Below are 21,693 nucleotides of genomic sequence, written 5' to 3'. Positions count from 1 at the left end.
ACGACTGTCGTGGATGACCGTGGCTTCACACCTCACTCCGCCGAGGGAGGTGTGAAGGTTCGACGGCATCAGCGAGCTCACGAGGTCGTCGTGAGCTCATCCTGTACGACCGGCGTCCGCGGCCGACCCGGCAGGAGCGGGATCAGGACCATGACGATCACGATCATGCCCACGGCGAACCAGTAGACCCCGTGGACACCGCCGATCGGGTCGCCCGAGGTCTGGAAGATGAGCGTGACCAGCGCGACGCCGAGTGCCGCGCCGAGCTGGTTGAGCATGTACAGCACGGAACTGCCCTGCGCCACCATCTCGGGCGGCAGCGCCCGGTAGAGCGAGCCCATCGCCGGCGCGCTGAAGCAGCCCATGCCCAGCCCGATCCCGAGTGATGCCAGCACCGGCAGTATCTCCGGGGTGCTCGCGCCGATCCGGGTGAGCGCCAGCCCGCTCAGGGCCGCCACGAGGGCGCCGCCGGTGGCCAGCCCGCGTGGGCCGAGCCGGTCCGACAGCCGCCCGGCCACCGGCATGGCGATCGAGCCGCCGAGCCCGACCGGGGCCATCAGCAGCCCGGCGGCCAGCACGCCGTGCCCGTGCGCCTGCTGGTAGTACAGGGGCAGCGCGAACAGGGAGGCGAAGACCGCCATCCCGCCGAGGCCCATGATCGTGACACTCGCCGTGAAGCCCCGGTTGGCGAACAACCTCAGGTCGATCAACGGCGCTGTGGTGCGTAGCGCGTGCACGGCGTACCCGATCAGGACGGCCGCGCCCGCGCCCAGCGGGAGCAGCACCTGCCAGGCGGTGAACGCGCCCTGCTCGGCCGCCTGCGACAGAGCCAGCACCACCACCGCGAAGCCGGGTCCGAGCAGCGCCAGCCCCAGGACGTCCAGCCGCGCCCCGCCACCCTCGCCGGGCCCGTCGGCGGGGATGACCCGCAGCGCGAGCACGAGGGCGACCACGCCGACGAGCACGCCGATCAGGAACATCCACCGCCACTCGAAGGCGTCGAGTATCGCGCCGCCCGCGATCGGCCCGAGCACGGGCCCGAGGGACAGCACCACGCCCATCAGCCCCATCACCCGCCCGGCGCGGCGCGGGCCAGCGGCGCGGGCCAGCAGGATCAGTACGAGCGGATCGAGCAGCCCCGCCCCGAACCCCTGCAGCACCCGGAACGCGATCAGGCTGCCGACGTTCCAGGAGAGCCCGGCGGCGAGCGAGCCGACCAGGAAGATCAACAGGCCGACCACCCACAGCCGCTTGCCACCGAACCGGTCCACGGCCCAGGTGGTGAACGGGATGGTGGCCGTCACAGCCAGCAGGAAGCCGGTGGACGCCCAGCCGATCGTGCTGAGCGAGGTGTCGAAGGCCGCGGCCAGGGTGTCCGTGGCGACGGCCGCCATGGTGCTGTTGAGGATCCCCAGCAGCCCGCCGAGCAGGATCACGGCGATCGTGCCCAGCAGTCGTGGGTCCAGCCGGTCATCGGCCGAAGGATTTGAACTCATGAGTTCAAAGTAGTGATCCCATGCGTTCGCATGCAACCCGCAGGTCCATGAAGTTGAACCGAGAAGTACAATCGACGGCATGAGCACCACGCGCGGGCGGATCGACAAGCGGCAGGCGATCCTTGAGGGCGCGTTCACGGTGTTCGCCCGGCTGGGATACGCGCAGGCGGGCGTACAGGACATCGCGGCCGAAGCGGGCGTGGCCAAGCCGACGGTGTACAACCACATGACCGACAAGGCCACCCTGTTCAGGCACGCCCTGGAGGCCGCCGCGCAGACCGTGCTGAGCGAGCGCCTGGCCGCCCTCGACCCGCTCGCCACGCCCGGCGACGATCTGCCCGCCACGCTCGAGGGCGTCGCGTACGAATTGCTCCGGCTGCACACCGACCAGCGATCATGTTCGCTGAAACGGCTGCTCTACTCGGAGATCACCACGTTCCCCGACGCTCTCGACCTCGTCCTGGACAGCGGCCCGCATCGGCTCAACCAGGCCCTGGCCGACCGGCTGGCCAGGCTCGCGCTCTCCGGACGCCTGCGCGCCACGGACCCCGATCTGGCGGCCGAGCAGTTCATGGCCCTGCTGACCGGCCCCCTGGAGGCCCGCACCCGGATGGGGACGGAGCAGGTCACCGACGCGGAACTGCGGACCATGGCCCGCGCCGCCGTGGAGACGTTCGTCCGGGCCTGGGGCACTCCCTAAGCCGCGACAGGAGAATTCAACAAGCCGCCGCCCACGCTGGCGCATCTGGTGGTGCCCGCAGCGGGCGCGGTGATCTGGTCGCCGGTGCCTGCCCCTGGGGTGGATTTACCAGGTGACAGGCAGTTCGTAGACCCCGTACACCGCCCCATCGTGCTTGAACGGGATCTGCTCCAGGTCGGCCGCCAGGCGCAGCGTGGGGATGCGCTTGTACAGGGTGCTGTAGGCGACCTGCAGCTCCATCCGGGCCAGCGGCTGACCCAGGCACTGATGGACGCCGAAGCCGAAGGCCACATGGCGGCGGGCGTCGCGGCGGATGTCCAGTTCGTCGGGGTTGGGGAAGATCTCGGGGTCGCGGTTGCCGATGTCGTTCGGCATGATCAGGCCCTCGCCCGCCCGGATGGTCTGGCCGGAGATCTCGATGTCCTCCAGGGCGACCCTGCGACGTCCGCTGTGGGTGATGTTGAGGTAACGCAGCAGCTCTTCCACGGCCCCGGCGACCAGGTCCGGGTCGTCGCCGTCGCGCAGCAGCGCGAGCTGGTCGGGGTTCTGCAGCAGGGCGCACGTGCCGAGAGCGATCATGTTCGCGGTGGTCTCGTGCCCGGCGATGAGCAGGAGAACTCCCATCTGCGCGGCTTCCATCTGCGACAGCTCATCGGTCTTGACCCGCTCGGCCAGCCGGGACAGCAGGTCGCCGGCGGGGTTGGCGAGCTTCTCCCCCACCAGAGCGTGCAGGTACTCGGCCAGCCGCGCGCTGGCGGCGGCGCGGACCTCGGGGGCGGTGCCCCGGTTGATCATGACCTTGCTGTTGTCCTGGAAGAAGTCATGGTCGGCGTACGGGACACCGAGCAGCTCGCAGATCACCAGCGACGGCACCGGCAGCGCGAACGCCTCCACCAGATCCACCGGCTTCGGACCGGCCAGCAGGCCGTCGATCAGATCGTCCACGATCTTCTGTACGGCCGGCCGCATCCCCTCCACCCGCCGGACGGTGAACGGCGCCTGCACCATGCGGCGCAGCCGGTGGTGCTCGGGGTCGTCCATCATGATGAAACTGGCGAACGAGCCGGTGAACGGACCCTGCCTCGGGTAGCCGGGGCGCGAGAACTCGGCGCTGACCCTGGGATCGGCCAGCAGTGCCCGCTGCTCGGCGTAGGTGGTCACCATCCACGGCGTGCTGCCGTCCCACAGCCGGACCTTGGCCAGCGGGGCCTCCTTCTGCAGAGCGTGCAGGTTCGGCGGCGGGTCGAACGGGCAGCGCGCCGCCCTCGTGCCGGGGAACTCCGGGACTTCGGGATGACTCAAGATCTCGGTCATGACTTACGTCCTTCCACACAGGGCTGGAGCGAGGCCACGCTGGGCCTCGGTTCCGGTAGCGGGTCCACGTCCGTCTCACGCGTCACGGGCGCCGTCCATATCGCGACGATCGCGCCGATCAGGCCGGTCGCCGCGCCGTGCCGGCCGGCGCGGAACGCCATCGCGCCTCACCTGACTCCTTCCGGACCGGCCCTTCCGCACTGTCAGTAAACTCTCGCCGTCCGATTAAGTCAATTGCTTGATTTAACCTGCTGGCGTCAACATGACCGCCTCCCGGCGCCGCGAACTCGGCGACTCCACCGACCTGGACGACACCGGCCGACCCTGCGTGGTCTCCGGCCAGGTGCTCAGCGTGGACGGCACTCCCCTGCCGGGCGCCGAGCTCGACGTGTGGCAGTGCGACGCTCCGAGGCTCCACCGGCCACCATGATCACGGACATCCCGGGCAGGGGCTGGTGGGTCAGTGCCTATTCCCAAGCTTGTGATCTCGCGCGGCTAAAGGGCCGCGTAGACAAGGACAGGGGCGTCCCCGGGAGAACATCTCGCGATATGGCTACGGCGGGAACGGCCTCTCGGGTACGCGGGTTGCCCGGATGAAACGGGCGCCCCATTCCTGGACGTGCGCGGCGAACTCCGGCGGGCCCAGCACCTCGAACTCGGCGCCCACGTTGCCCAGTGCCTGGGTCGGCCAGTCGAGGGAGGTCGAGGTCATGGTGATCCGGCAGTGGTCCTGATCGAGCGGCTCGATGGTGCCCCACTGGCCGACCGCCTGCCGTACCCGGGCCGCGGGGGCGTGGACGAGCGCCTGAACCGTGTACGGCGCCGGGGCTCCGCTGGCCGCCTGGACGAAGGCCGCGGCGTCCTCGGCCGGGAGTGTGCGTGGACGGAAGCGGGTGCCGGTCGCGGTCGGCTCGGTCAGCCGGTCGAGGCGGAAACTGCGCCAGTCGTGCCGGCCCAGGTCGTAGGCCACCAGGTACCAGCGTCCGCCGAGTGCGACCACGCGGTACGGCTCGACCTCGCGCTCAGTGGGTGCGGAGCCCCTGGCCGCGTAGCCGAAGCGCAGCCGCTCCTCGTCCCGGCAGGCCTGGGCGACCGCGGTGAGCAGCTCCGCCGCGACGATCGGCCCGGAGGCGGCGACGGAGACGGTCATCGCCCGCAGGGCGTCCACCCTGGCCCGCAGCCGGGGCGGCAGGACCCGTACCACCTTGGTGAGTGCGCGCAGCGACGCCTCCTGCATCCCGGCGATTCCGCTCTGCGCCGCGTCGCCGATGCCCACCGCCAGCGCCACCGCCTCCTCATCGTCGAGCAGCAGCGGCGGCAGTACGGCGCCGGGCGCGAGCTGGTAGCCGCCGTCGGTGCCCCGGGCCGCACCGACCGGGTAGCCGAGCTCGCGCAGCCGGTCCACGTCGCGGCGCAGGGTCCGCTCGGAGACCCCGAGCCGGTCGGCCAGTTCCAGACCGGACCAGTGCCGGTGGGTCTGCAGCAGCGAGAGCAGTCGGAGGGTCCGTGAGCTGGTGTTCGCCATACCCCCATCCTCGCTCGACTTCCGGTCAAAAAGTGGCCGGAAGTCTTCCTAGAGTCGATCTCAACGGCAACACCCGAGGCAAGGACAGACGAATGATCACCCGTGAGATCCAGTTGACCACCCAGATCGTCGGCGCCCCCACGCTCGACCATTTCGCCGTCGCCAAGACGGAGGTGGACGGCGAGGTCCTGGTACGCACCGACCAGATCGGGCTCGCCGCGACCTACCTGGAGCTGATGCGGGCCGACTGCACCATCCCGGTCCGGCCTGGCAGCCGGGGCAGCGGGTGGGCGTGGCCGCCATCGGCACCGTGGTCCGCTCCGACAGTTCCGAGCTCGCGGTTGGCGACCTGGTCCAGTCGATGACCGGCTGGAGCGAGTACTCGGCGGGCCCGGCCGCCCAGTACATGAAGCTTGATCCCGTCGCGGACCCCGGCTACTACCTCGGTCAGGGGCCGACGGCCTACTACGCTCGCGTCTGAGGGCATTTCGGTGTTCTTCGACGTCGTGGGCGGCGAGCAGTATCAGGCCGCGCTGCAGGCGGCCAGGCCCGGCGCCCGCTTCGCGCTGTGCGGCTCCCTGTCCAGCCAACTCGGCGACGCGGCCGAACGCTTCCCCGCGCCCGACCAAGCCGCGGCCCAGGCCGGCGGCATCCAGCTGCTGCCGTTCTCCTGCCACCACACCCCCGACCAGATCGCCGCCTGGCGGGAACACTTCAGCACCTGGCTGGGCGAGGGCCGCTTCGTCTACCCGCAGACGGTCATCGAGGGCGGGGTCGAAGACGTGCCGCGGGCGTTCTTGTCCCTGCTCCAGGGCTCCTACCGGGGCAATGTCTCGGTGCGGCTGTCATGACGACTCTCTCGAACAGGGCCCTGAACCGGGCCCTGCTGGGCCGCCAGTTCCTGCTGGCCCGCACCGATCACACCCCGCTGGAAGTGATCGGGCGCCTGGTCGCGCTGCAGGCGCAAGAGCCCAACTGGCCCTACGTCGGGCTGTGGAGCAGGATCTGCGGCTTCACCCACGCCCAGCTCACCACGCTGCTGCAGGACCGCAAGGTGGTCCGCGCCGGTCTGCTGCGCAGTACCCAGCACCTCGCCGCGGCCGACGACTTCCGCCGGCTGCGGCCGCTGCTGCAGCCGGTCCTCGACCGCACCGCCCGCTCGGCGTACTTCGCCCGCAACAACGCGGGCCTGGACACCGCCTCGCTGGTCGCCACCGGGCTTGAGCTGCTGGCGGGCGAGACGACACCGCGAAAGGAACTGGCCCGGCGGCTGGCCGACCGCCACCCAGACCGCGACGGGCGCATCCTCGCCGGGGAGATCGAGCTCAGAACCCCCCTCATCCACAACCCGGCCACCGGCACATGGGGCTCCTGGGGCACCCGATCGGCCGTCTCCGTCACGCCCGCCGAGACCTGGCTCGGCCGGCCCATGACCCCGGCGACCGCCAAGGACCTCATCCGCCGCTATCTGGCAGCATTCGGCCCAGCCGGGATCATGGACGTACAGGCCTGGTCCGGGCTGACCCGCCTCGGCGAGATCATCTCCGGCATGCGCGCCGAACTGCGCCACTACCGCGACCCCACCGGCAGGGAACTGATCGACCTGGCCGACGCGGAACTGCCCGACCCCGACACGCCCGCCCCCGTACGACTGCTGCCCGCCTTCGACAACGCCCTGCTCGGCCACGCCGACCGGTCCCGCATCATCAGCCACGAGGACCGAAAGCGCGTGATGCCTGGTCAGGCACGAGTACGGCCCACCTTCCTGGTGGACGGCCACGTGCACGGAAGCTGGGCCCTCGAAGGCGACACCCTGCGCCTCACGCCGTTCCGCCCGCTGTCCGCGACCGATCAGGCGGCCTTGGAACAGGAGACGAAGCGCCTGCTGCCCTTCGTGGGAGGCAAGAACGTGTCCTACAGCAGCCCGACCGCGACCCGATCGTCTTGAGCATCCACCCCGGCATCGACCGCGGGCGCGGTAAACACATCGCCTTCGCGCTTCCGGGCGGTGGAGCCTTCGCTGACCGGCATCTGGCCCCACTCCTCGACTAGAGAATCAGTCACGCGTGCCAACGGGCGAACGGACGAACATCACGCGCTCGAACGAGCGAACGTCGAACTTCACGCAGGCTGTTGGGCGCGGAGAAGATGTCAGTGACAGCGCCGACTTAATGTCAGCGCCACGCCCTACTCACCGATGCACATCACGATCTCGCCGGGTGTGTCCGGTTAACTGGACAGTCCCCACCAGCGAAAACCACGGTGGTGGATCTTCAGTGAGGATCCACCATCGTGACCTCGGTCAGTCGATGCCTTCGACGATGCGGAAGTCGCGCTCGACGCCGTCGGAGAGGACGACCAACGCCTCCTGGTAGGCCGCACTCTCGTGCGCCGCGACGGCCTGCTCGAAGCTGTCGAACTCGATCAGGACGGTGCGCTCGGCGATTCCGGCGTCATGCGCCACGACCCGACCGCCACGAACGAGGACCCGACCGCCCCCGGCCGCGACGGCCGGACGGGCCAGCTTGTTGTAAGCGGCCAGCTTCTCAGGGTCTGAAATGGTGCGGTAGACGCTGACCCAGTAGCCCTTGGGCATGGAACCTCCAGTGTTGGGATGAGTGCATCTGACTTACGGGTTGGTCTCGGAGGAGCGTCGGCGGGCGAGAGCGAGGCTTGTCAGCGTCGTGATCGCCATGGCGCCGATGCCGACCAGCGCCGCGGTGGTGTAGGCGCTGTCGTCGGGGAAGAGGTGGCCGGGGCCGGTGCCCGCGGCGAGGATCAGGCCGCCGATGGCGCTGCCCAGGGAGTACCCGACGCTGCGGACGACGTAGTTGAAGCTCATGGCGCTCGACGTCTCGCTCTTGGGGGTGACGGCCAGGATGACGCCGGGCATCGCGGCCGAGAAGCCGCCGACGCCGAAGCCGAGCACGCCCATCGCCGCGAACAGTTCGGCCAGGTCCGACCGGGCCGCCGCGAACAGGGCGAACCCGCCGCCGACCACGACGGCGCTGCCGGCCAGGAGCAGGGGGTCGGCGATCCGCGTCCGGACCCGCGGCGTGAGCTTGCCGGCGACGAACCCCAGCACCGAGAACGGGATGAGGACCAGCCCGGCGACGAAGGTCGTCAGCCCGTAGCCGTAGCCGGCGCCGTGCGGCGTCTGCGCGTAACGGGTGATGAGCGTGAGCAGGAGGTACATGCCGATCCCGCCGACGAACATGGCGAGGTTCGCCCCGGCGACCGCCGGGTGCCGCACCGCCCGCACATCGACCAGGGGCGTCGTGCTGCGCAGCTCGATGACGGCCCAGACGCAGAGCAGCACCACCGCGACGACGGCGAGGCCCGCCGCCACGGCGAGGTGCCGGCTCCACAGATTCCGTTCGCCGGCGAGGAACAGCACCAGGAGCAGCGCAGCGGCCAGGACGACCGCGCCTGCCACGTCCACGTGGGCGGAGCGGCCTTCGGGGGCTTCGGGCATGGAGCGCCACGCGGTCAGGAGGGCGGCGGCGGTGACGACCAGGCCGAGGCCGTAGGCGGCCCGTACCCCGCCGAGCTCGGCGAGCAGTGCGGCCAGCGGGTAGCCGACGCCGGCCCCGATGATCGAGACCACCGAGATCAGGGCGATCACGGCCGCGCTGCGCTCCTCGGGGAGGTGGTCCCGGGCCACGCCCATCATCAGCGCCGTCAGCCCGAGCCCGACGCCCTGGGCCGCCCTGCCGGCCAGCAGCCACGCGAACGGCAGCGGCAACACGGTGAGCGCGCTGCCGGCGACGACGACCGCCAGCGTGGCGAGGATCGTGGCCCGCCGGTGCGGGCCGGCTCCGAGCCGCCCCAGGACCGGCGTGGCGACGGCGCCGCTGAGCAGCGCGACGGTCAGCGTCCACTGCGCGCTGCCGAGCGAGACGTGGAACGAGGTCGCCACGCTGGTGATGAGCGGCGTCCCGAGGCTGGCGACCGCCGCCACGACCAGAGCGATGAACATCAGGGCGGGGACCAGCAGCCGCGCCTCGGAACGCGCCACCGGGAACGCCTTCACCGCGACCCCGCCGACCGGCTGCCGGTCACTGCTTCGGCCCTTCGCGGTCCTGGCTTTCGAGCTCTGCCAGATGCTTCAGCGCCGGAAGGGCCGCCACCAGCGCCTCGACCTCGTCGCCGGTGAGCTCGCCGATCAACCGCTCGAACGCGTGGACGCCCGCCTGGCGCCGCGTCCGGACATAGGAGGCGCCGGCCTCGGTCAGGCACACCAGCGTGACCCGCTTGTCGGACGCGTCGCCCCGCCGCTCGACCAGGCCGGACTCCTCCATCACCCGGACCAGGGCGGTCATCGCGGGCTGGGTGACGCCCTCGACCGCGGCCAGATCGGTGATGCGCCGCGGGCCGGTCCGGTCCAGGGTGGCAAGGGTGGCGGCGGACGTCAGGCTCATGTCCCGGGGCAGGCGTCTCGCGGCCCTGGTGGCCAGACCGTAGAGGGCTGCCCCGATGGCGGCGGACGCGCCAGGAGCGGTGTCTTGACGACTCACGCTCGAAGCATAGCATTTTTATATTCATGGTTTATGGAAATGGTCGGCCAGCCGGTTCAGCTTCGCCCGCAGCGGCTCCAGCTTGCCCCGCACCTCGACCGGCAGGCCGAGCACCTCGCCGACGGCCTGGACCGTGACCAGCCCGGCCGCCTCCCGCACGATGGCCACCAGCCGCTGATAGTCCTGCGGCAGCACGTCGGGGTCGATACCGGCGGCGCGGGCCGGGATCAGCAGCACCGACCGGCCGCCCAAGGCGCCGGGCCAGTCTGCGCGCGATCTCACCGGCAGCAATGCCACGAGAAATCTCTTCTCCTTCGACTGCACTGAGGTGTCCGGCGGCGCGCTTGGGCGCTGGGCGACGGATGCCGCCGGTCTGAGCCAAGAAGCTACGGACGCGATGCATCGGAGCCGTCAACACACGCCCCATCCAGTTGAACGACTCGCCGCTACGCCATCGCTGCCAGATGTCGTCCTGCTGAGCTGCCGAGAATCCGTAATCGCGCACGCACGCCTCCACCACTACAAGATCATCTAATAGTGGTGCATCCACCCTTTGAGGGCGTCGTCGATTGGTGAGCAGCGCTTACCAGCCCTGACTCGTAGGCACTGATCACCAGCTGCGCTCGGTCCCGCGCCCCCAGCTTGGTCAGCAGTCGGCCGATGTACGTCTTGACGGTGCCGGTGCTGCGGTGCAGGTATTCGGAGATGTCGGCGTTGGAGAGGCCACGGGCCACGAGCATCAGGATCTCACGCTCACGTTCCGTGAGGTCGTCCAGCGAGGAGCCCGGCGCCTGGTGTCCGTGGGGAAGGCGGGCGAACTCGGCGATCAGGCGCCGGGTCACCGACGGTGCGAGAAGAGCCTCACCGGCGGCCACCGTGCGGATGCCTGCGAGCAGGACATCGGGAGAGGTGTCTTTGAGGAGGAACCCGGCTGCCCCGGCCCGCAGCGCGCCGTAGACGTACTCGTCAAGGTCGAAGGTGGTGAGGATGAGAACGCGTGTCCCGGCTGTCTCGGGCGACCTGGCAATGTTCCGGGTAGCCTCGATGCCATCCATTCCGGGCATCCTGATATCCATCAGCACCACGTCGGGGCAGAGCCGCCGCGCGCTCTCGACGGCTTCGGCACCGTTGCCCGCCTCGCCCACTGCGGTCAGCCCAGGGGCGGTGTCGATGAGCACCCGGAAACTGCCTCGGAGCAGAGACTGGTCATCGGCGACGAGCACCCGAATCGGCTCGGACACAGCCCCCTCCACCCGAATCGGCTCCATCACTCGGCTCCTTCTTTCCGGCTCGTGGCTGTGCTGTGCTCGGGTTCGGGCGGGAGATGAGCCGACACGGCGAACCCGCCGCCGGGCCGCGGGCCGACCGCCAGCGTCCCTCCGTACATCATCACGCGTTCGCGCATTCCCACGAGTCCGTGACCGCCCTTGAGCTCCGTTCCATCGGACGCCACCGCGTTGCCGGCTCCGTCATCGGTCACTTCGACACGCGCATCTCCTCGCGGGTCGACGGTGATCGTCACTGCGCAGCGGGTTCCGTCGCCGGCGTGCTTGACCACGTTCGTCAGCGCCTCCTGCACGATGCGGTAGATGGCCAGCGCCGGCCCCGCGGGGAGTTGGACGGCCAGCTGGGTGCGGAGTTTGGTACGTACTCCCGCCTGCTCGGCACGTTGGATGAGGGGTGGCAGGTCATCCAGTCCGGGAAGGGGGGCCATCTTCGCCGAGCCGGGCTCTCCCGCGCGCTGACCGGCGGTTTCGCCGCGCAGCACCCCCAGGGCACGCCGCATCTCAGCGAGCGCCTCCCTGCCCGTCTGCTCGATCGTCCGAACGGCGTCGCGTGTCTCTTGGGGGCGTTCCTCGGCCACATGGTTGGCGACCGCTGCCTTGACCACGATCACGCTGAGGCTGTGCGAGACGATGTCGTGCAGCTCTCTCGCGATACGTAAGCGCTCCTCGGTCAGCGCCTCCTCCGCCAGGCGCCGCTCCTGTCGGGCCGCTCGGTCTCTCCGTTGGCGCACGACACGACCGGCGGCCCACGCTGCGCCGATGACCAGCGAGACGCCCGCCCCAGTGCCAGCGGCTTCCGACCACGGACCAGATGGTGTCATGACCGCCTCACCAGTGATGACCGCGGCTGCCGAAACCACGAGAGTCAGGGCCAGCGCCGCCGAAGCCCGGCGTTTCGGCTCGACGAGCGCCACCACGTAGGCGGCCAGGGCGGTGGAAATGTAGAGATCGCGGGTGATGTCGAGGAATGTCGCCGCTACCGAAGCGGCCACGATCACGGCCAGGGCAGGCAGGGGCCACAGCCGCCGCACAGCCAGTGGCGCTCCCACACAGACGGCCACCAGCCAGCCCAGCCACCACGGACCCGAGAACCGAGGCAAGCCGTCCGAGGCGTCTTCGCCGGCCAGTGTCACGTGCACGGCCACCACGACGGCCGCCACGCAGGCATCGAGCGCCAGCAGGTGCGCGCGTGTCCGCAGGCGCCCGCGTGTCCGCACGTGCGGGCGTGTTCCCACGGGCGGGCCTGCCCGCAGGCGCCACTGGGCTATGTGCATCGCACGACGATATCGATGCCCGCTCATCCGGCCTGCCCGAAGAGGAACATGGCGATGCCCACCGCGCCTACCAGGAGGAGCCTGCCGGCGATCGTGGCCGTTTGTGGGACCGGTCCGGTGCGCAATGCGGCCACGCCCAGAGGGATGAGCGCGACGCACAGTCCCGCAGCGGCGGCGATCGACCAAGGGGTCGTTCCCTTCAGCACTCCCAGCGGCATCGCCGATGCCAGGCCGAGGGCCAAAGCGCGTAGCGGTCCGAGCACACCCGAGCGGTACGCGCCGATGGCCAGCAGAATCCAGCCGCCCATGATGGCGGCGTTCAGTGCGCTGAAGACGTGGAACGCGCCGTAGGTCTCGCTCACGGTTCGCGTCGCCGATGCCGCGCCCTGAACGGTCACCAGCTGGAAGTCCAGGTGGTCGACACCGGCATGAAACGCTCGGGCGAACAGGCCGAGGACCGTTAAGGTGCCGCCCCATACAGCCAGCTCCCGGAAACCTTCGCCGATCCTGGCAGCGAGAAGCACGACTCCCGGCCAGAGCAGCACCCATCCGGCGGCGACAAGGCTGTAGGAGGCCGTCATGAGGTCCGGATCATGCTCGTACGCGCTGAGTTGCGCGGGGAAGAAGAAGTCGTAGCGCAGGCGAAGCAGGACGCCAGTGAGCAGTAGCAGGGGGCCAACGACGAGGGAGGCGCCGCCCACCCAGCGTCCTGGCAGGGCAGGACTCGAAACGGCGATTGACGGAGTCGTGAAGGTCATGGGCCAACGATGCTGCAGCCGCGTGCGCCGGGTCGTCGGAGCACGGGCCAGACTTTCAGATCAGACCGTGGTCGTACTGGCCTGCCTTGTGTCGGCTTTCAGTCCAGTCTTGAGACCAGACACCATGCCGCGCGTGCCTCAGGGCGGCGCCCTTGCCCCGAGTTGCGCGGTCAGTCTCGGCCGCGGTACTTCAGCGCGCCGTCCTCCTCCCCGGCCGGGTCGTCACCAGCGCTTGGCGAGCGGGCGCAACCTGGGAACCCGCCGCCGCCGGCGCTGGACCAGTGACCTGTAGGAGCACCGTCTCGGTTCCGCTCCACGGAAGGCTAGCCTGGGGCGGGCGGGCGATCGGTGGGTACGACGCGCCCACGGCGAGTGAGGGAGACGATGTCGGCGACGCGACTGCTGGTCCTCGGCGTGGTGCGGCTGCACGGTCAGGCACACGGCTACCTGGTCGGATCCGAGCTGGATTCGTGGGAGGTCGCACAATGGGCAGGGCTCAGGTCGGGGTCGATCTACCACGCTCTCCGTCAGCTGGCCAAGGACGGCCTGCTGGACGCCACCGAGGTGCACGAGTGGCCGGGCCGCATCGACTACGCCATCAATGACAAGGGTGAGGCGGAGTTCTTCGGGCTGCTGAGAAGTGCCCTGAGCGTGCCGGATCGGCGTCCGGAACTGCTCGGCGCTGCCCTCGCGCTGCTGCCCGCGCTGCCTGAGAAGGAGGCGCTCGCGCTGCTCAAGGAGCGGTTGCGAGCGCTGGAGGCCGAGCAGGCGCGCATCGTGGCCGCGACGTACGAGCAAGAGCGGCCAAGGCACCTGAGGGAGCTGTTCGGCCTGCGCGCGGCGCAGGCGGCGAATGACGCGGCGTGGACCCGCGGCCTGATCAGCAGGCTGGAACGGGGCGACGTACCGGCCTGAGCGGCCGGAGTTCGAGTTGACGGTGGGGAGGCCGATGAGCCATAGTTCGATACCCAAATTTGGTTAACCAAATTTGGGTACCGGACCCGAAGGAGTCGCATGCGCATCGCGGCAGCATTACTACTGGCGTTGATCTCGACCACGACCACGATCCCCGCGTCGGCGAACGCCGCCACCACCTGCGGGACGGTCAGCGCCAAGGTGGCGATGACCGCCGGTGGGACCGCCGACCAGCGTGTGGCCGGCACCCTGTGCCTGCCGCGCGGCCGTGCCGCCGGCGTTCAGCTGCTCATCCCCGGCGGCTTCTACGGCCAGGCCTACTGGCAGATGCGCGGGGACCGGCGGCGGCCCTCGTTCGTCGAGACGATGACCGCCGCCGGGTACGCCACCCTGGCCATCGACCGCCTCGGCACCGGCGCGAGCTCGTACCCGCCCAGCGCCCGCTTCCAGCAGGACACCCACCGGATCGTCATCCGCCAGCTCATCCGGCAGTTGCGCGAGGGTCGCCTCGGCGGCCCGCGCTTCACCAAGGTCGTCCTGGTCGGCCACTCGCTCGGCTCGACCCTTGCCCGTACCCTGGCCGCCGCGCATCCAGCGGAGGTGGACGGTGTCATCCTGACCGGCGAGTCGAGCGTGCCCAACGAGGCCGCGTTCGAGCAGATGGGCGCGGGGATCTATCGGGCCGCCGACGATCCCCGCTTCGCCGGCCGCGGGCTCGACGACGGATACCTCACCACTCGGCCTGGCCTTCGGGCCGACTGGTTCTACCACCGGCCCAACGCCGACCCCGAGGTCATCGCCGCTGACGAGGCCGCCAAGACCACCGACGTCTTCCCGCCCGGCGACTCCTACACCCCGCCCTCGATCAACAGGAGCATCCAGGCGCCCGTACTGATCGTCAACGGCGAGCACGACAAACTGCTGGCCGGAGCCCGCTCCTCCTCCGCCGCGCTCCGCAGTCAGGAGGCCCCTTTCTACGGCCCGCGCGCGAGGCTGGAGGCCATCGTGGTCCCCGGCACCGGGCACGTACTGAACGCACACCGCACGGGGTTTCACTGGTTCGCGCAGGCACGCGAGTGGGTCGATCGCCGCGTGGGCGGGGCGGCCCGATGAGCCACGAACGAGGTGGTAACGAGCCGACCGACAGCCCGACCAGGTGGGTGGCCAGGCACGTCAACAGCTACGTCGAGTCCGGCGGCGCCCGGGGCCACCTGTTCCACGGCGCGCCCACTCTGCTGATCACCACCACCGGCCGCCGTTCGGGACTACCGCGCCGCACCGCGCTCATCTACGGCCGCGACGGTGATCGCTACCTCGTGGTCGCCTCCAACGCAGGCGCGGCCGACCATCCGCTCTGGTTCCACAACCTGCTGGCCCAGCCGCAGGTACGGGTGCAGGTGGGCGCCGATGTGTTCGACGCGGTGGCCCGCCCGGCGACCGCGGACGAGCGGCCCCGCCTGTGGGAGACGATGACCGCGATATGGCCGCACTACACGGGCTACCAGCGAAAGGCGTCGAGGGAGATCCCGGTGGTCGTCATCGAGCAGGCGGCCATGCCAGGCAGGCACGGTCTTTAGACCGACGCACGGCAGCCGCCCCTACAGGTCTCGCGCGGAGAGCTTCAGCGTGCAGGTGTGCTCAAAGCGGGCGCCCATCCGGGCCCACAGCTCGGCCGCGCGAGACAGCGCGTCGAGGTCGCCGTACTGCCGGCCGGTGGCCCGCGCCACGGTGGCCGCGGCCCAGTCGTTGTCCTTGGTGTCCGCGGCGGCCGCGGCCAGGTCGGCTTCCGCACGCGGAAGCTCGGCGGCCACCGCGAGCTCGACAGCCGCGGCGCGCGCGAACGGCAGGTAGCGGGCCCGCGTTCGGTACTGCCAGGCGTGCTCGGCAAGTTCCGCCGCACGGTCCAGATCACCGAGATGCAGGGCGATCCTGGCGTCGACGAAGGTGGTCAGCGGGGCCAGCCGAGACTGGAAGGAGCCGTTCTGGTGGGGAGCGGCGCTCTGCGCGGCGCGGTTCCGCCACCGTTCCACATTGTCCCGGTCTTCACGCAGGCCGTGGGCGAGGATGACGAATGGCATGGTGACCTGCATCCAGAACATCCGCGGCCGGCCGGCGCGCTGCCAGCCCTCCCACATGGCGTCGGCGAGCCGGATGGCCTCGTCGAGGTCGCCGCTGAGGACGACCATCGGAATGGTCTTGCTGGCGGTCAAATACGCGCTGTCGCCGGACAGGTCGTCGGTGCCGATCAGCTGAGCGATGGCACGGGCGGCGGGCAGGTCGCCGGCCGCCACGGCGTCCAGGCAGGCGAGCGCCTGGGCGTCGTCGATCTCGGCGACGTACGCGGGGCGGTGCGGATCCAGGCCGGCCAGCAACTCCAGGCGCTCGCTGGTGATCTGGTGTGCCTCGCGGCCGCGGCCGTCGTTGGTCGCGACGGTACGCGCCGCGTCCAGGGCGGCGCTGATCATAATCGGATCGCCGGTGACCCGTGCCGCCTTGACGGCGGCCGCGGCCAGGTCGGGATCAGGCTGAAGCACTTCGGGGCCGGCCGTCCAGGCGGTCGCGCAGGCCAGCCGGGCGGCGACGACCGGATCGTGGTGATCGCCGGCCGCGGTCGCCTCCTCCAGGAGTTCGCGGCGCCGCTCGTACGGGATCTGACCGCGGAAGGTGACCGGGAACCGGCCGGCCGTCTCGACGGCGCGGGCGAGCGTGACGGCGCGTGCGTTGCCGTCGCCTGCCGCGCGGGCCCGGTCGGCGGCGGCCAGCCACAGGTCGTATGCCCGGCTCGAGTCGTTGATCACCTGCGCGCAGTCGGCCGCGTGGCCGAGATCGTGGATCGCCTCCGGCGGCGTCGGCGCGCAGCCGGCCGCGCGCTCGTACAGGTCGGTGGACGCGCGCGGGAATCCACGCGCGAAGGTGAGCCGGGCCAGCAGCCGGATGAGCTCATGGGTGTCCGAAGCCGTCGCGAGTGCGGCGCGCAGGTCACCCGCCACCCTGTCGAAGGTGGGCTGCCAGTTCTCGCCGAGCCGCGCCGCGAGGCCGGTCGCGGTGTCTACGGCCCAGCTCAGGTGCCGCCGCCGCACCATCTCGCGCTCCGGGTCGCCGTCGAGCTGCTTGGCGGCGAACGCGTGGATGGTCTCCAGCAGGTGCCAGTTGCCCTGCCGGTGCCGGATCAGGCTCTTGTCGACGAGCCGCCCGAGCATGTCGGCGGCGTCTGGGGCGGACAAGCCGGTGACGGCGATGGCGGCCGGCAGGTCGAAGTCGCCGACGAACACGCTCAGCCGCCGGAACACGGCCCGCTCGTCCTCGGCGAGCAGGTCGTAACTCCAGCCGATCACCGCTCGAAGCGACCGATGCCGTACCACCGCCCCGCGACCTCCCGCCAGCAACCGCAGGTGGTCACCCAGTCCGCTCAGCATCCCGGTGGCGCCCAGCGAGGCGCTGCGCGCCGCGGCCAGTTCGATCGCCAGCGGCAGGCCGTCCAGCCGGGCGCAGAGATCCGTCACCGTCGCCGGAGCGAGGTGGTGACCGGGGTGTGCCAGCTCGGCGCGGTCCCGGAACAGCGCTTCGGCGTCCGAACCGAGTGGGAGCGGCGCGACGGGGTGTACCCGCTCGCCGGGGAGCCCGAGCCGCTCCCGGCTGGTCGCCAGGATCGTGGTGGGACAGGTGGCCAGGATCTGCTCGGCGAACTCGGCCACCGCGTCCGGCACATGCTCGCAGTTGTCCAGCACCAGCAGCGACGGGCCGCGCCGCAGCCGGGCCACGACGGCCTGCTCCACCGGCTGCTCGGCATGCTCGGACACGCCCAGCACGGCGGCGATCGCCTGCCCGACCAGGCCGTCTCGTACGGGCACGAGGTCGACGAACGCCGCGCCGTACCGATATCGCGACGCCGCCTCCTCCGCGACCACCCCGGCGAGCCGTGTCTTGCCCACCCCGCCCGGCCCGGCCAGCGTCACCAGCCGGCCGCCCGCCACGGCCGCCAGCACGGCGCCGATCTCGTCCCGCCGCCCGACGAAACTGGTCCGCGGGCGCGGCAGGCCGGCGATGGTCCCGGGCGGCGTGATCGTCTCATCGGTGGTCGCGGCGCGCGCGGCGAGCGCCTGGCGGTCGGTCACGCCGTACTTGCGCAGCAGCGAGGAGACGTGGCCCTCGACCGTACGGACGGAGATGTGCATGCGGCGGGCTATCTGGGCGTTGGACAGTCCGGCGCCGAGCGCTGTCAGCACCTCGGTCTCCCGCGCCGAGATCTCGGGCCCGCTCACGTGGCCTCCAGGTGGTGAGCACGTGGCCGGTACGGATGTCCGCCGACCGCCGCGGGCGCAAGCTGGGGCCACACCGACCCGATCGGCCGCTCACCAGGCAGCATCCAGCCTCCCCTCGCCGGCTACCGGACCCAGATCCCCGAACAGGCCGGCGAGGGCAGCGTAGCCGCTCGCGCAGCCGGCCGGGAGTGACCGTCCATGGCTGAACAGGTACAACCAGACAGGAGAAGTAGATGAGCAGAGTGATCGTCGGCGCGACCGTCTCCGCGGACGGTTTCATCGCCGATCGGAACGACGGCGTAGGGCCGCTGTTCGATTGGTACTTCAACGGCCCGCAGGAGTTGACCGTCGCACCCCACCAGTACCGGCCGAAGGGCGGACACCGGCCGGCTCCCGCCAGCGCCGATCTGCTCCGCGAGACCTGGCCGGCCGTCGGCGCCGCCATCATCGGACGCCGTCTGTTCGACCTCACCGACGGCTGGGGCGGCCGGCCCGCCGTGGGTGATCATGTCTTCGTCCTCACCCACCGTTCCCCCGGCGACTGGCCGAGCCGCTACCCCGAGGCCCCGTTCCATTTCGTCACCGGCGGTCTGGAAGAGGCCGTGGCTCGCGCCGGACAGGCAGCCGGCGGCCGCACCATCTCCCTCGCCGCAGGCGATCTCGCCGGCCAGGCGATCTCCGCCGGGCTGGTGGATCAGGTCGACATGTACGTCGCTCCGGTCCTGTTGGGGGAGGGGATCCGATTCTTCGGACAACACAAGGTCCCCGCCACCATGATGGAGAACCCGCGCATCGTGGCAAGCGACAGAGTCACCCATATCAGTTACGACCTACGCTGAGCCGGCAATCCGCTCCTGCCCGGTGGACACAGGCCGTCAGTGAAGCTGGCCGGCCTCGTGCAGGTGATCGAAGATGATCTGGTCCACAGGGGATACACGATCACGGGCGGCGTAGGTCAGCCAGACGACTTCTTCGATCTCGCTGCTGGGAGTGGGCGTTCCGTGGTGATCGGCGGTATAGCAGGTCATCTGTACGGTATCGCCGTCGGCGTGGCCGTGTGCTTGAGCCTGGTACGTGCCCACGTGGGCGGCTGTGGCGGGAATGATGGCGACGGACAGTTCCTCATCGATCTCGCGAATGAGGGTGTCGAGATCGGTTTCGCCGGGTTCGCGCTTGCCGCCAGGGAGGTAGTAGACGTTCTTGCCGCGTGAGCGAGTGCTGAGGATTTTGCCCTCTTGCAGGTGGATCCAGGCGATCTTGTCGATGATGGTGGCCATCGTGCGTCCCCCTCGCTGATTGAGAACGACCGGTTCATCCGGTCGTTCGCCGAGTCTGCCACGGCTGGAGGCGGCTCCGGCGTACCAGAGCGAGCCCCATAACCGACGCCCGATAAACCCCGAAAGGCGCATTCAACCTCTACACAAAATGCGTCTTTCACCCTTATCAGGAGACATATACCGTTACCTAGGAATCCAAGAGCAGCTGAGCTGTTCGCCGGTGAGGCCAGGAGAAGGAAACGTCATGTCCGGTCCGCGCCCGCTGGCCGAGGGCGATCCCCAGCGGATCGGGGATTATCGGCTGACCGGTGTCCTGGGCGCCGGCGGCCAGGGGGTGGTTTATCTCGGTCAAGCCCCCTCTGGGCGGTCGGTGGCCGTCAAGACGCTGCATGCCCGTATGACCTCCGACGCACCAGCTCAGAAACGTTTTCTCCGCGAGACCGAGATAACCCGGCACGTAGCGGCGTTCTGTACGGCGCGCGTCATCGACGCGGGAATTGCCGGCGGCCGCCCCTATTTGGTCAGTGAGTACGTTCAGGGGCCGTCCCTAGAGGAACTCGTCGCCCAGGACGGACCGCGCACCGGCGGCGGGCTGGACCGGTTGGCGATCACCACCTTGATCGCGCTGGACGCGATCCACCGGGCCGGCATCGTTCACCGGGACTTCAAGCCGAGCAATGTGATCATGGGACAGGAAGGGCCTGTGGTCATCGATTTCGGCATCGCCCGCATGCTCGAAGGCTCCTCCACGCAATCCGGCCTGACAGGAACCCCGGCTTACCTGTCGCCCGAACAGCTCAATGGAGACCCGGCTGGCGTGGCGTCGGACCTGTTCGCCTGGGCCGCCACCATCGTGTACGCCGCCACCGGCCACCGGGCCTTCCCCGGCGCGGCCGCGGCCGTGGTGCTCAACGCGATCATGACCCGCGAACCCGACCTGACAGGCGTCCCCGACCACCTCCGCCCCCTGCTGGCCGCCACCCTGGCCAAAGATCCCGCCTCACGGCCCGGCATCACTGACCTGTTCACCGCTCTCACCCATGAGACTCCCCTTGAGGACCCGCGCGGCCGGCGTCTCGAGCCGCCGCATGACCATGCTCCGGCAGCGGAGCCCTCGCGTCCCCTGAAACGCATGGCCGTACCAGAGAAGGTCACGCCCGTGACCGATGATCCCGGCCGCTCCGTGGCAGCGCCCACGCCTGCTTCTCCGCAGACGCCGCTTCCCGCTCGCGCGCCCTTACGCCGCCTGGTGACGGTGCTCGCGACGGTCGCTGCCGTCATCATGATCCCCGCCGCCTGGTGGCTGCGGCCCGTCGTGACGGACGCCTTCTCTGGCACCGCCCGCCCAACAGCCGCAACGACCTCACCGAGCCCTGCCCCCTTCGGCACCTTGATCCGCGAGCCACTCGAAGGCCGCCAGACGTGGGTCCTGTCGGTGGCGGTGGCGCAGTTGGACGGCCGCCCGGTCATCGTCTCCGGCGGCTACGACGGCACAGTTCAGGTATCGGACCTGGCCACCGGCACCCCGGTCGGCGAACCCTTCAAAGGCCATCGAGGATCGGTCTGGTCGGTGGCGACAGGAGAGTTGAACGGTCGCCCGGTAGTGGTCTCCGGCAGTCGCGACGGCACGGTGCGGGTCTGGGACATGCGATCCGGCGAACCGATCGGCCATCCCTTCAAGGGTCACCAGGCTTCGGTTGAGTCGGTGGCGGTCGGCCGGCTGAGCGGTCGCCCGGTGGTGGTCTCCGGCAGCATCGACGGCACGGTGCGGATCTGGGACATGCAATCCGGCGAACCGATCGGCGAACCCGTCAGAGACCACCAGACGTGGGTCCTGTCGGTGGCGGTGGCGCAGCTGGACGGCCGCCCGGTCATCGTCTCCGGCGGCTACCACGGCACGGTACTGATATCGGACCTGGCCACCGGCGCTCCCCTGGCCGAACGGCCCAACGCTCACCATGGACCCGTCGAGTCGGTGACGGTGGGGCAACTCAACGGCCGCCCGGTGGCGATCTCCGGCGGCGGCAAAGGCGATCACACGGTACGGGTCTGGGACGTGGCCACTGGAGAGCCGATCGGCAAACCCTTCAAAGGCCATCAGAGCTGGGCCCTGGGGCTGGCAACGGGGCAATTGAGCGACGGCCGCCCGGTGGTGATCTCCGGCGGCTACAACGATCAGACCGTACGGGTCTGGGACCTGGCCACCGGCGAACCGATCGGCAAACCCTTCAAGGGCCATCGGGGCTTGATCGAGTCGGTGGCAATCGGGCAATTGGACGGCCGCCCGGTAGCGGTCTCCGCCGGCAACGACGGCAAGGTGCGGGTGTGGAGCCTGGGCCCGCCGTACCCGTCGCCCGGCCCGTGACCGA

General features: G+C 70.2%; 22 protein-coding genes. 10 read left to right on the top strand and 12 right to left on the bottom strand.

All coding sequences use genetic code 11. The annotated features are described in order from the left end of the window. Nucleotides 1-77: 77 nt before the first annotated feature. Nucleotides 78-1,496 carry a DHA2 family efflux MFS transporter permease subunit gene (locus tag AB0B61_RS28950; protein WP_358438138.1) on the bottom strand — a complete coding sequence of 473 codons (1,419 nt, stop codon included), beginning with the start codon at nucleotides 1,494-1,496 and terminating at the stop codon, nucleotides 78-80. A 79-nt stretch (nucleotides 1,497-1,575) separates the two neighbouring features. Here AB0B61_RS28950 and AB0B61_RS28945 point away from each other — a divergent pair, with 79 nt between their 5' ends. Further along, on the top strand, nucleotides 1,576-2,196 hold the full coding sequence (locus tag AB0B61_RS28945; RefSeq protein WP_358438135.1) for a TetR/AcrR family transcriptional regulator: 621 nt from the start codon (nucleotides 1,576-1,578) through the stop codon (nucleotides 2,194-2,196). A gap of 105 nt (nucleotides 2,197-2,301) precedes the next feature. On the opposite strand, the gene AB0B61_RS28940 is transcribed toward AB0B61_RS28945, so the two are convergent. After that, nucleotides 2,302-3,510, bottom strand: a complete 1,209-nt coding sequence (locus AB0B61_RS28940) for a cytochrome P450 (RefSeq protein ID WP_358438132.1) — start codon at nucleotides 3,508-3,510, stop codon at nucleotides 2,302-2,304. Between the two features lie 262 nt (nucleotides 3,511-3,772). On the opposite strand from AB0B61_RS28940, the gene AB0B61_RS28935 reads away from it, so the two are divergent. Continuing rightward, nucleotides 3,773-3,940 (top strand): hypothetical protein, encoded by a 168-nt coding sequence (locus AB0B61_RS28935; RefSeq protein WP_358438130.1) that lies wholly within the window; start codon nucleotides 3,773-3,775, stop codon nucleotides 3,938-3,940. Nucleotides 3,941-4,063: 123 nt separating this feature from the next. Here AB0B61_RS28935 and AB0B61_RS28930 read toward each other — a convergent pair whose 3' ends face one another. Next, the gene (locus AB0B61_RS28930; protein WP_358438127.1) at nucleotides 4,064-5,035 is read right to left on the bottom strand and encodes a YafY family protein; all 972 of its coding nucleotides are present in this window, start codon (nucleotides 5,033-5,035) and stop codon (nucleotides 4,064-4,066) included. Between the two features lie 92 nt (nucleotides 5,036-5,127). On the opposite strand from AB0B61_RS28930, the gene AB0B61_RS28925 reads away from it, so the two are divergent. From AB0B61_RS28925 to AB0B61_RS28915, 3 genes are all read left to right on the top strand, one after another. Further along, a complete protein-coding gene (locus AB0B61_RS28925; RefSeq protein WP_358438124.1) occupies nucleotides 5,128-5,400 on the top strand; it encodes a hypothetical protein in 273 nt (90 codons plus the stop codon). A 126-nt stretch (nucleotides 5,401-5,526) separates the two neighbouring features. Continuing rightward, on the top strand, nucleotides 5,527-5,886 hold the full coding sequence (locus AB0B61_RS28920; RefSeq protein ID WP_358438121.1) for a hypothetical protein: 360 nt from the start codon (nucleotides 5,527-5,529) through the stop codon (nucleotides 5,884-5,886). Continuing rightward, nucleotides 5,883-6,983 carry a winged helix DNA-binding domain-containing protein gene (locus AB0B61_RS28915; protein ID WP_358438118.1) on the top strand — a complete coding sequence of 367 codons (1,101 nt, stop codon included), beginning with the start codon at nucleotides 5,883-5,885 and terminating at the stop codon, nucleotides 6,981-6,983. Before AB0B61_RS28920 ends, AB0B61_RS28915 begins: the two co-directional genes overlap by 4 nt. Nucleotides 6,984-7,337: 354 nt before the next feature. On the opposite strand, the gene AB0B61_RS28910 is transcribed toward AB0B61_RS28915, so the two are convergent. The 7 genes from AB0B61_RS28910 to AB0B61_RS28880 form a co-directional block, all read right to left on the bottom strand. Continuing rightward, a complete protein-coding gene (locus AB0B61_RS28910; protein WP_358438116.1) occupies nucleotides 7,338-7,631 on the bottom strand; it encodes a DUF1330 domain-containing protein in 294 nt (97 codons plus the stop codon). A 33-nt stretch (nucleotides 7,632-7,664) separates the two neighbouring features. Beyond that, on the bottom strand, nucleotides 7,665-9,053 hold the full coding sequence (locus AB0B61_RS28905) for an MFS transporter (RefSeq protein ID WP_358438113.1): 1,389 nt from the start codon (nucleotides 9,051-9,053) through the stop codon (nucleotides 7,665-7,667). 40 nt (nucleotides 9,054-9,093) lie between these two features. Beyond that, complete coding sequence (locus AB0B61_RS28900; protein WP_229894102.1) at nucleotides 9,094-9,552, bottom strand: MarR family transcriptional regulator; 459 nt, start codon at nucleotides 9,550-9,552, stop codon at nucleotides 9,094-9,096. 24 nt (nucleotides 9,553-9,576) lie between these two features. After that, a complete protein-coding gene (locus AB0B61_RS28895) occupies nucleotides 9,577-9,834 on the bottom strand; it encodes a hypothetical protein (protein ID WP_358438109.1) in 258 nt (85 codons plus the stop codon). A 245-nt stretch (nucleotides 9,835-10,079) separates the two neighbouring features. Next, nucleotides 10,080-10,820, bottom strand: a complete 741-nt coding sequence (locus tag AB0B61_RS28890; RefSeq protein ID WP_358438106.1) for a response regulator transcription factor — start codon at nucleotides 10,818-10,820, stop codon at nucleotides 10,080-10,082. Then, the gene (locus tag AB0B61_RS28885; protein ID WP_358438103.1) at nucleotides 10,820-12,112 is read right to left on the bottom strand and encodes a sensor histidine kinase; all 1,293 of its coding nucleotides are present in this window, start codon (nucleotides 12,110-12,112) and stop codon (nucleotides 10,820-10,822) included. Before AB0B61_RS28885 ends, AB0B61_RS28890 begins: the two co-directional genes overlap by 1 nt. A gap of 23 nt (nucleotides 12,113-12,135) precedes the next feature. Next, the gene (locus AB0B61_RS28880; RefSeq protein WP_358438100.1) at nucleotides 12,136-12,870 is read right to left on the bottom strand and encodes a hypothetical protein; all 735 of its coding nucleotides are present in this window, start codon (nucleotides 12,868-12,870) and stop codon (nucleotides 12,136-12,138) included. 384 nt (nucleotides 12,871-13,254) lie between these two features. Here AB0B61_RS28880 and AB0B61_RS28875 point away from each other — a divergent pair, with 384 nt between their 5' ends. From AB0B61_RS28875 to AB0B61_RS28865, 3 genes are all read left to right on the top strand, one after another. Further along, nucleotides 13,255-13,785, top strand: a complete 531-nt coding sequence (locus AB0B61_RS28875) for a PadR family transcriptional regulator (protein WP_358438097.1) — start codon at nucleotides 13,255-13,257, stop codon at nucleotides 13,783-13,785. Nucleotides 13,786-13,884: 99 nt separating this feature from the next. After that, nucleotides 13,885-14,898: an alpha/beta fold hydrolase gene (locus AB0B61_RS28870; RefSeq protein WP_358438094.1), complete on the top strand. Its 1,014-nt coding sequence runs from the start codon at nucleotides 13,885-13,887 to the stop codon at nucleotides 14,896-14,898. Continuing rightward, nucleotides 14,895-15,362 carry a nitroreductase family deazaflavin-dependent oxidoreductase gene (locus tag AB0B61_RS28865; protein ID WP_358438091.1) on the top strand — a complete coding sequence of 156 codons (468 nt, stop codon included), beginning with the start codon at nucleotides 14,895-14,897 and terminating at the stop codon, nucleotides 15,360-15,362. The genes AB0B61_RS28870 and AB0B61_RS28865 overlap by 4 nt, the downstream gene beginning before the upstream one ends. Before the next feature lie 21 nt (nucleotides 15,363-15,383). Here AB0B61_RS28865 and AB0B61_RS28860 read toward each other — a convergent pair whose 3' ends face one another. After that, on the bottom strand, nucleotides 15,384-18,047 hold the full coding sequence (locus AB0B61_RS28860) for a LuxR C-terminal-related transcriptional regulator (RefSeq protein WP_358438088.1): 2,664 nt from the start codon (nucleotides 18,045-18,047) through the stop codon (nucleotides 15,384-15,386). A gap of 233 nt (nucleotides 18,048-18,280) precedes the next feature. Here AB0B61_RS28860 and AB0B61_RS28855 point away from each other — a divergent pair, with 233 nt between their 5' ends. Further along, nucleotides 18,281-18,886: a dihydrofolate reductase family protein gene (locus tag AB0B61_RS28855; protein WP_358438085.1), complete on the top strand. Its 606-nt coding sequence runs from the start codon at nucleotides 18,281-18,283 to the stop codon at nucleotides 18,884-18,886. A 36-nt stretch (nucleotides 18,887-18,922) separates the two neighbouring features. On the opposite strand, the gene AB0B61_RS28850 is transcribed toward AB0B61_RS28855, so the two are convergent. Continuing rightward, nucleotides 18,923-19,324, bottom strand: a complete 402-nt coding sequence (locus AB0B61_RS28850) for an NUDIX domain-containing protein (RefSeq protein ID WP_358438082.1) — start codon at nucleotides 19,322-19,324, stop codon at nucleotides 18,923-18,925. Between the two features lie 148 nt (nucleotides 19,325-19,472). Here AB0B61_RS28850 and AB0B61_RS28845 point away from each other — a divergent pair, with 148 nt between their 5' ends. Then, nucleotides 19,473-21,689, top strand: coding sequence for a protein kinase (locus AB0B61_RS28845; protein ID WP_358438476.1), 2,217 nt, complete (start codon nucleotides 19,473-19,475; stop codon nucleotides 21,687-21,689). Nucleotides 21,690-21,693: the final 4 nt, after the last annotated feature.

The sequence above is a fragment of the Nonomuraea sp. NPDC049158 genome (assembly GCF_040648335.1).
Classification (GTDB): domain Bacteria; phylum Actinomycetota; class Actinomycetes; order Streptosporangiales; family Streptosporangiaceae; genus Nonomuraea.
The sequence above is the reverse complement of the archived record's forward strand: the minus strand, read 5'-3'. Positions and strand labels throughout refer to the sequence as shown.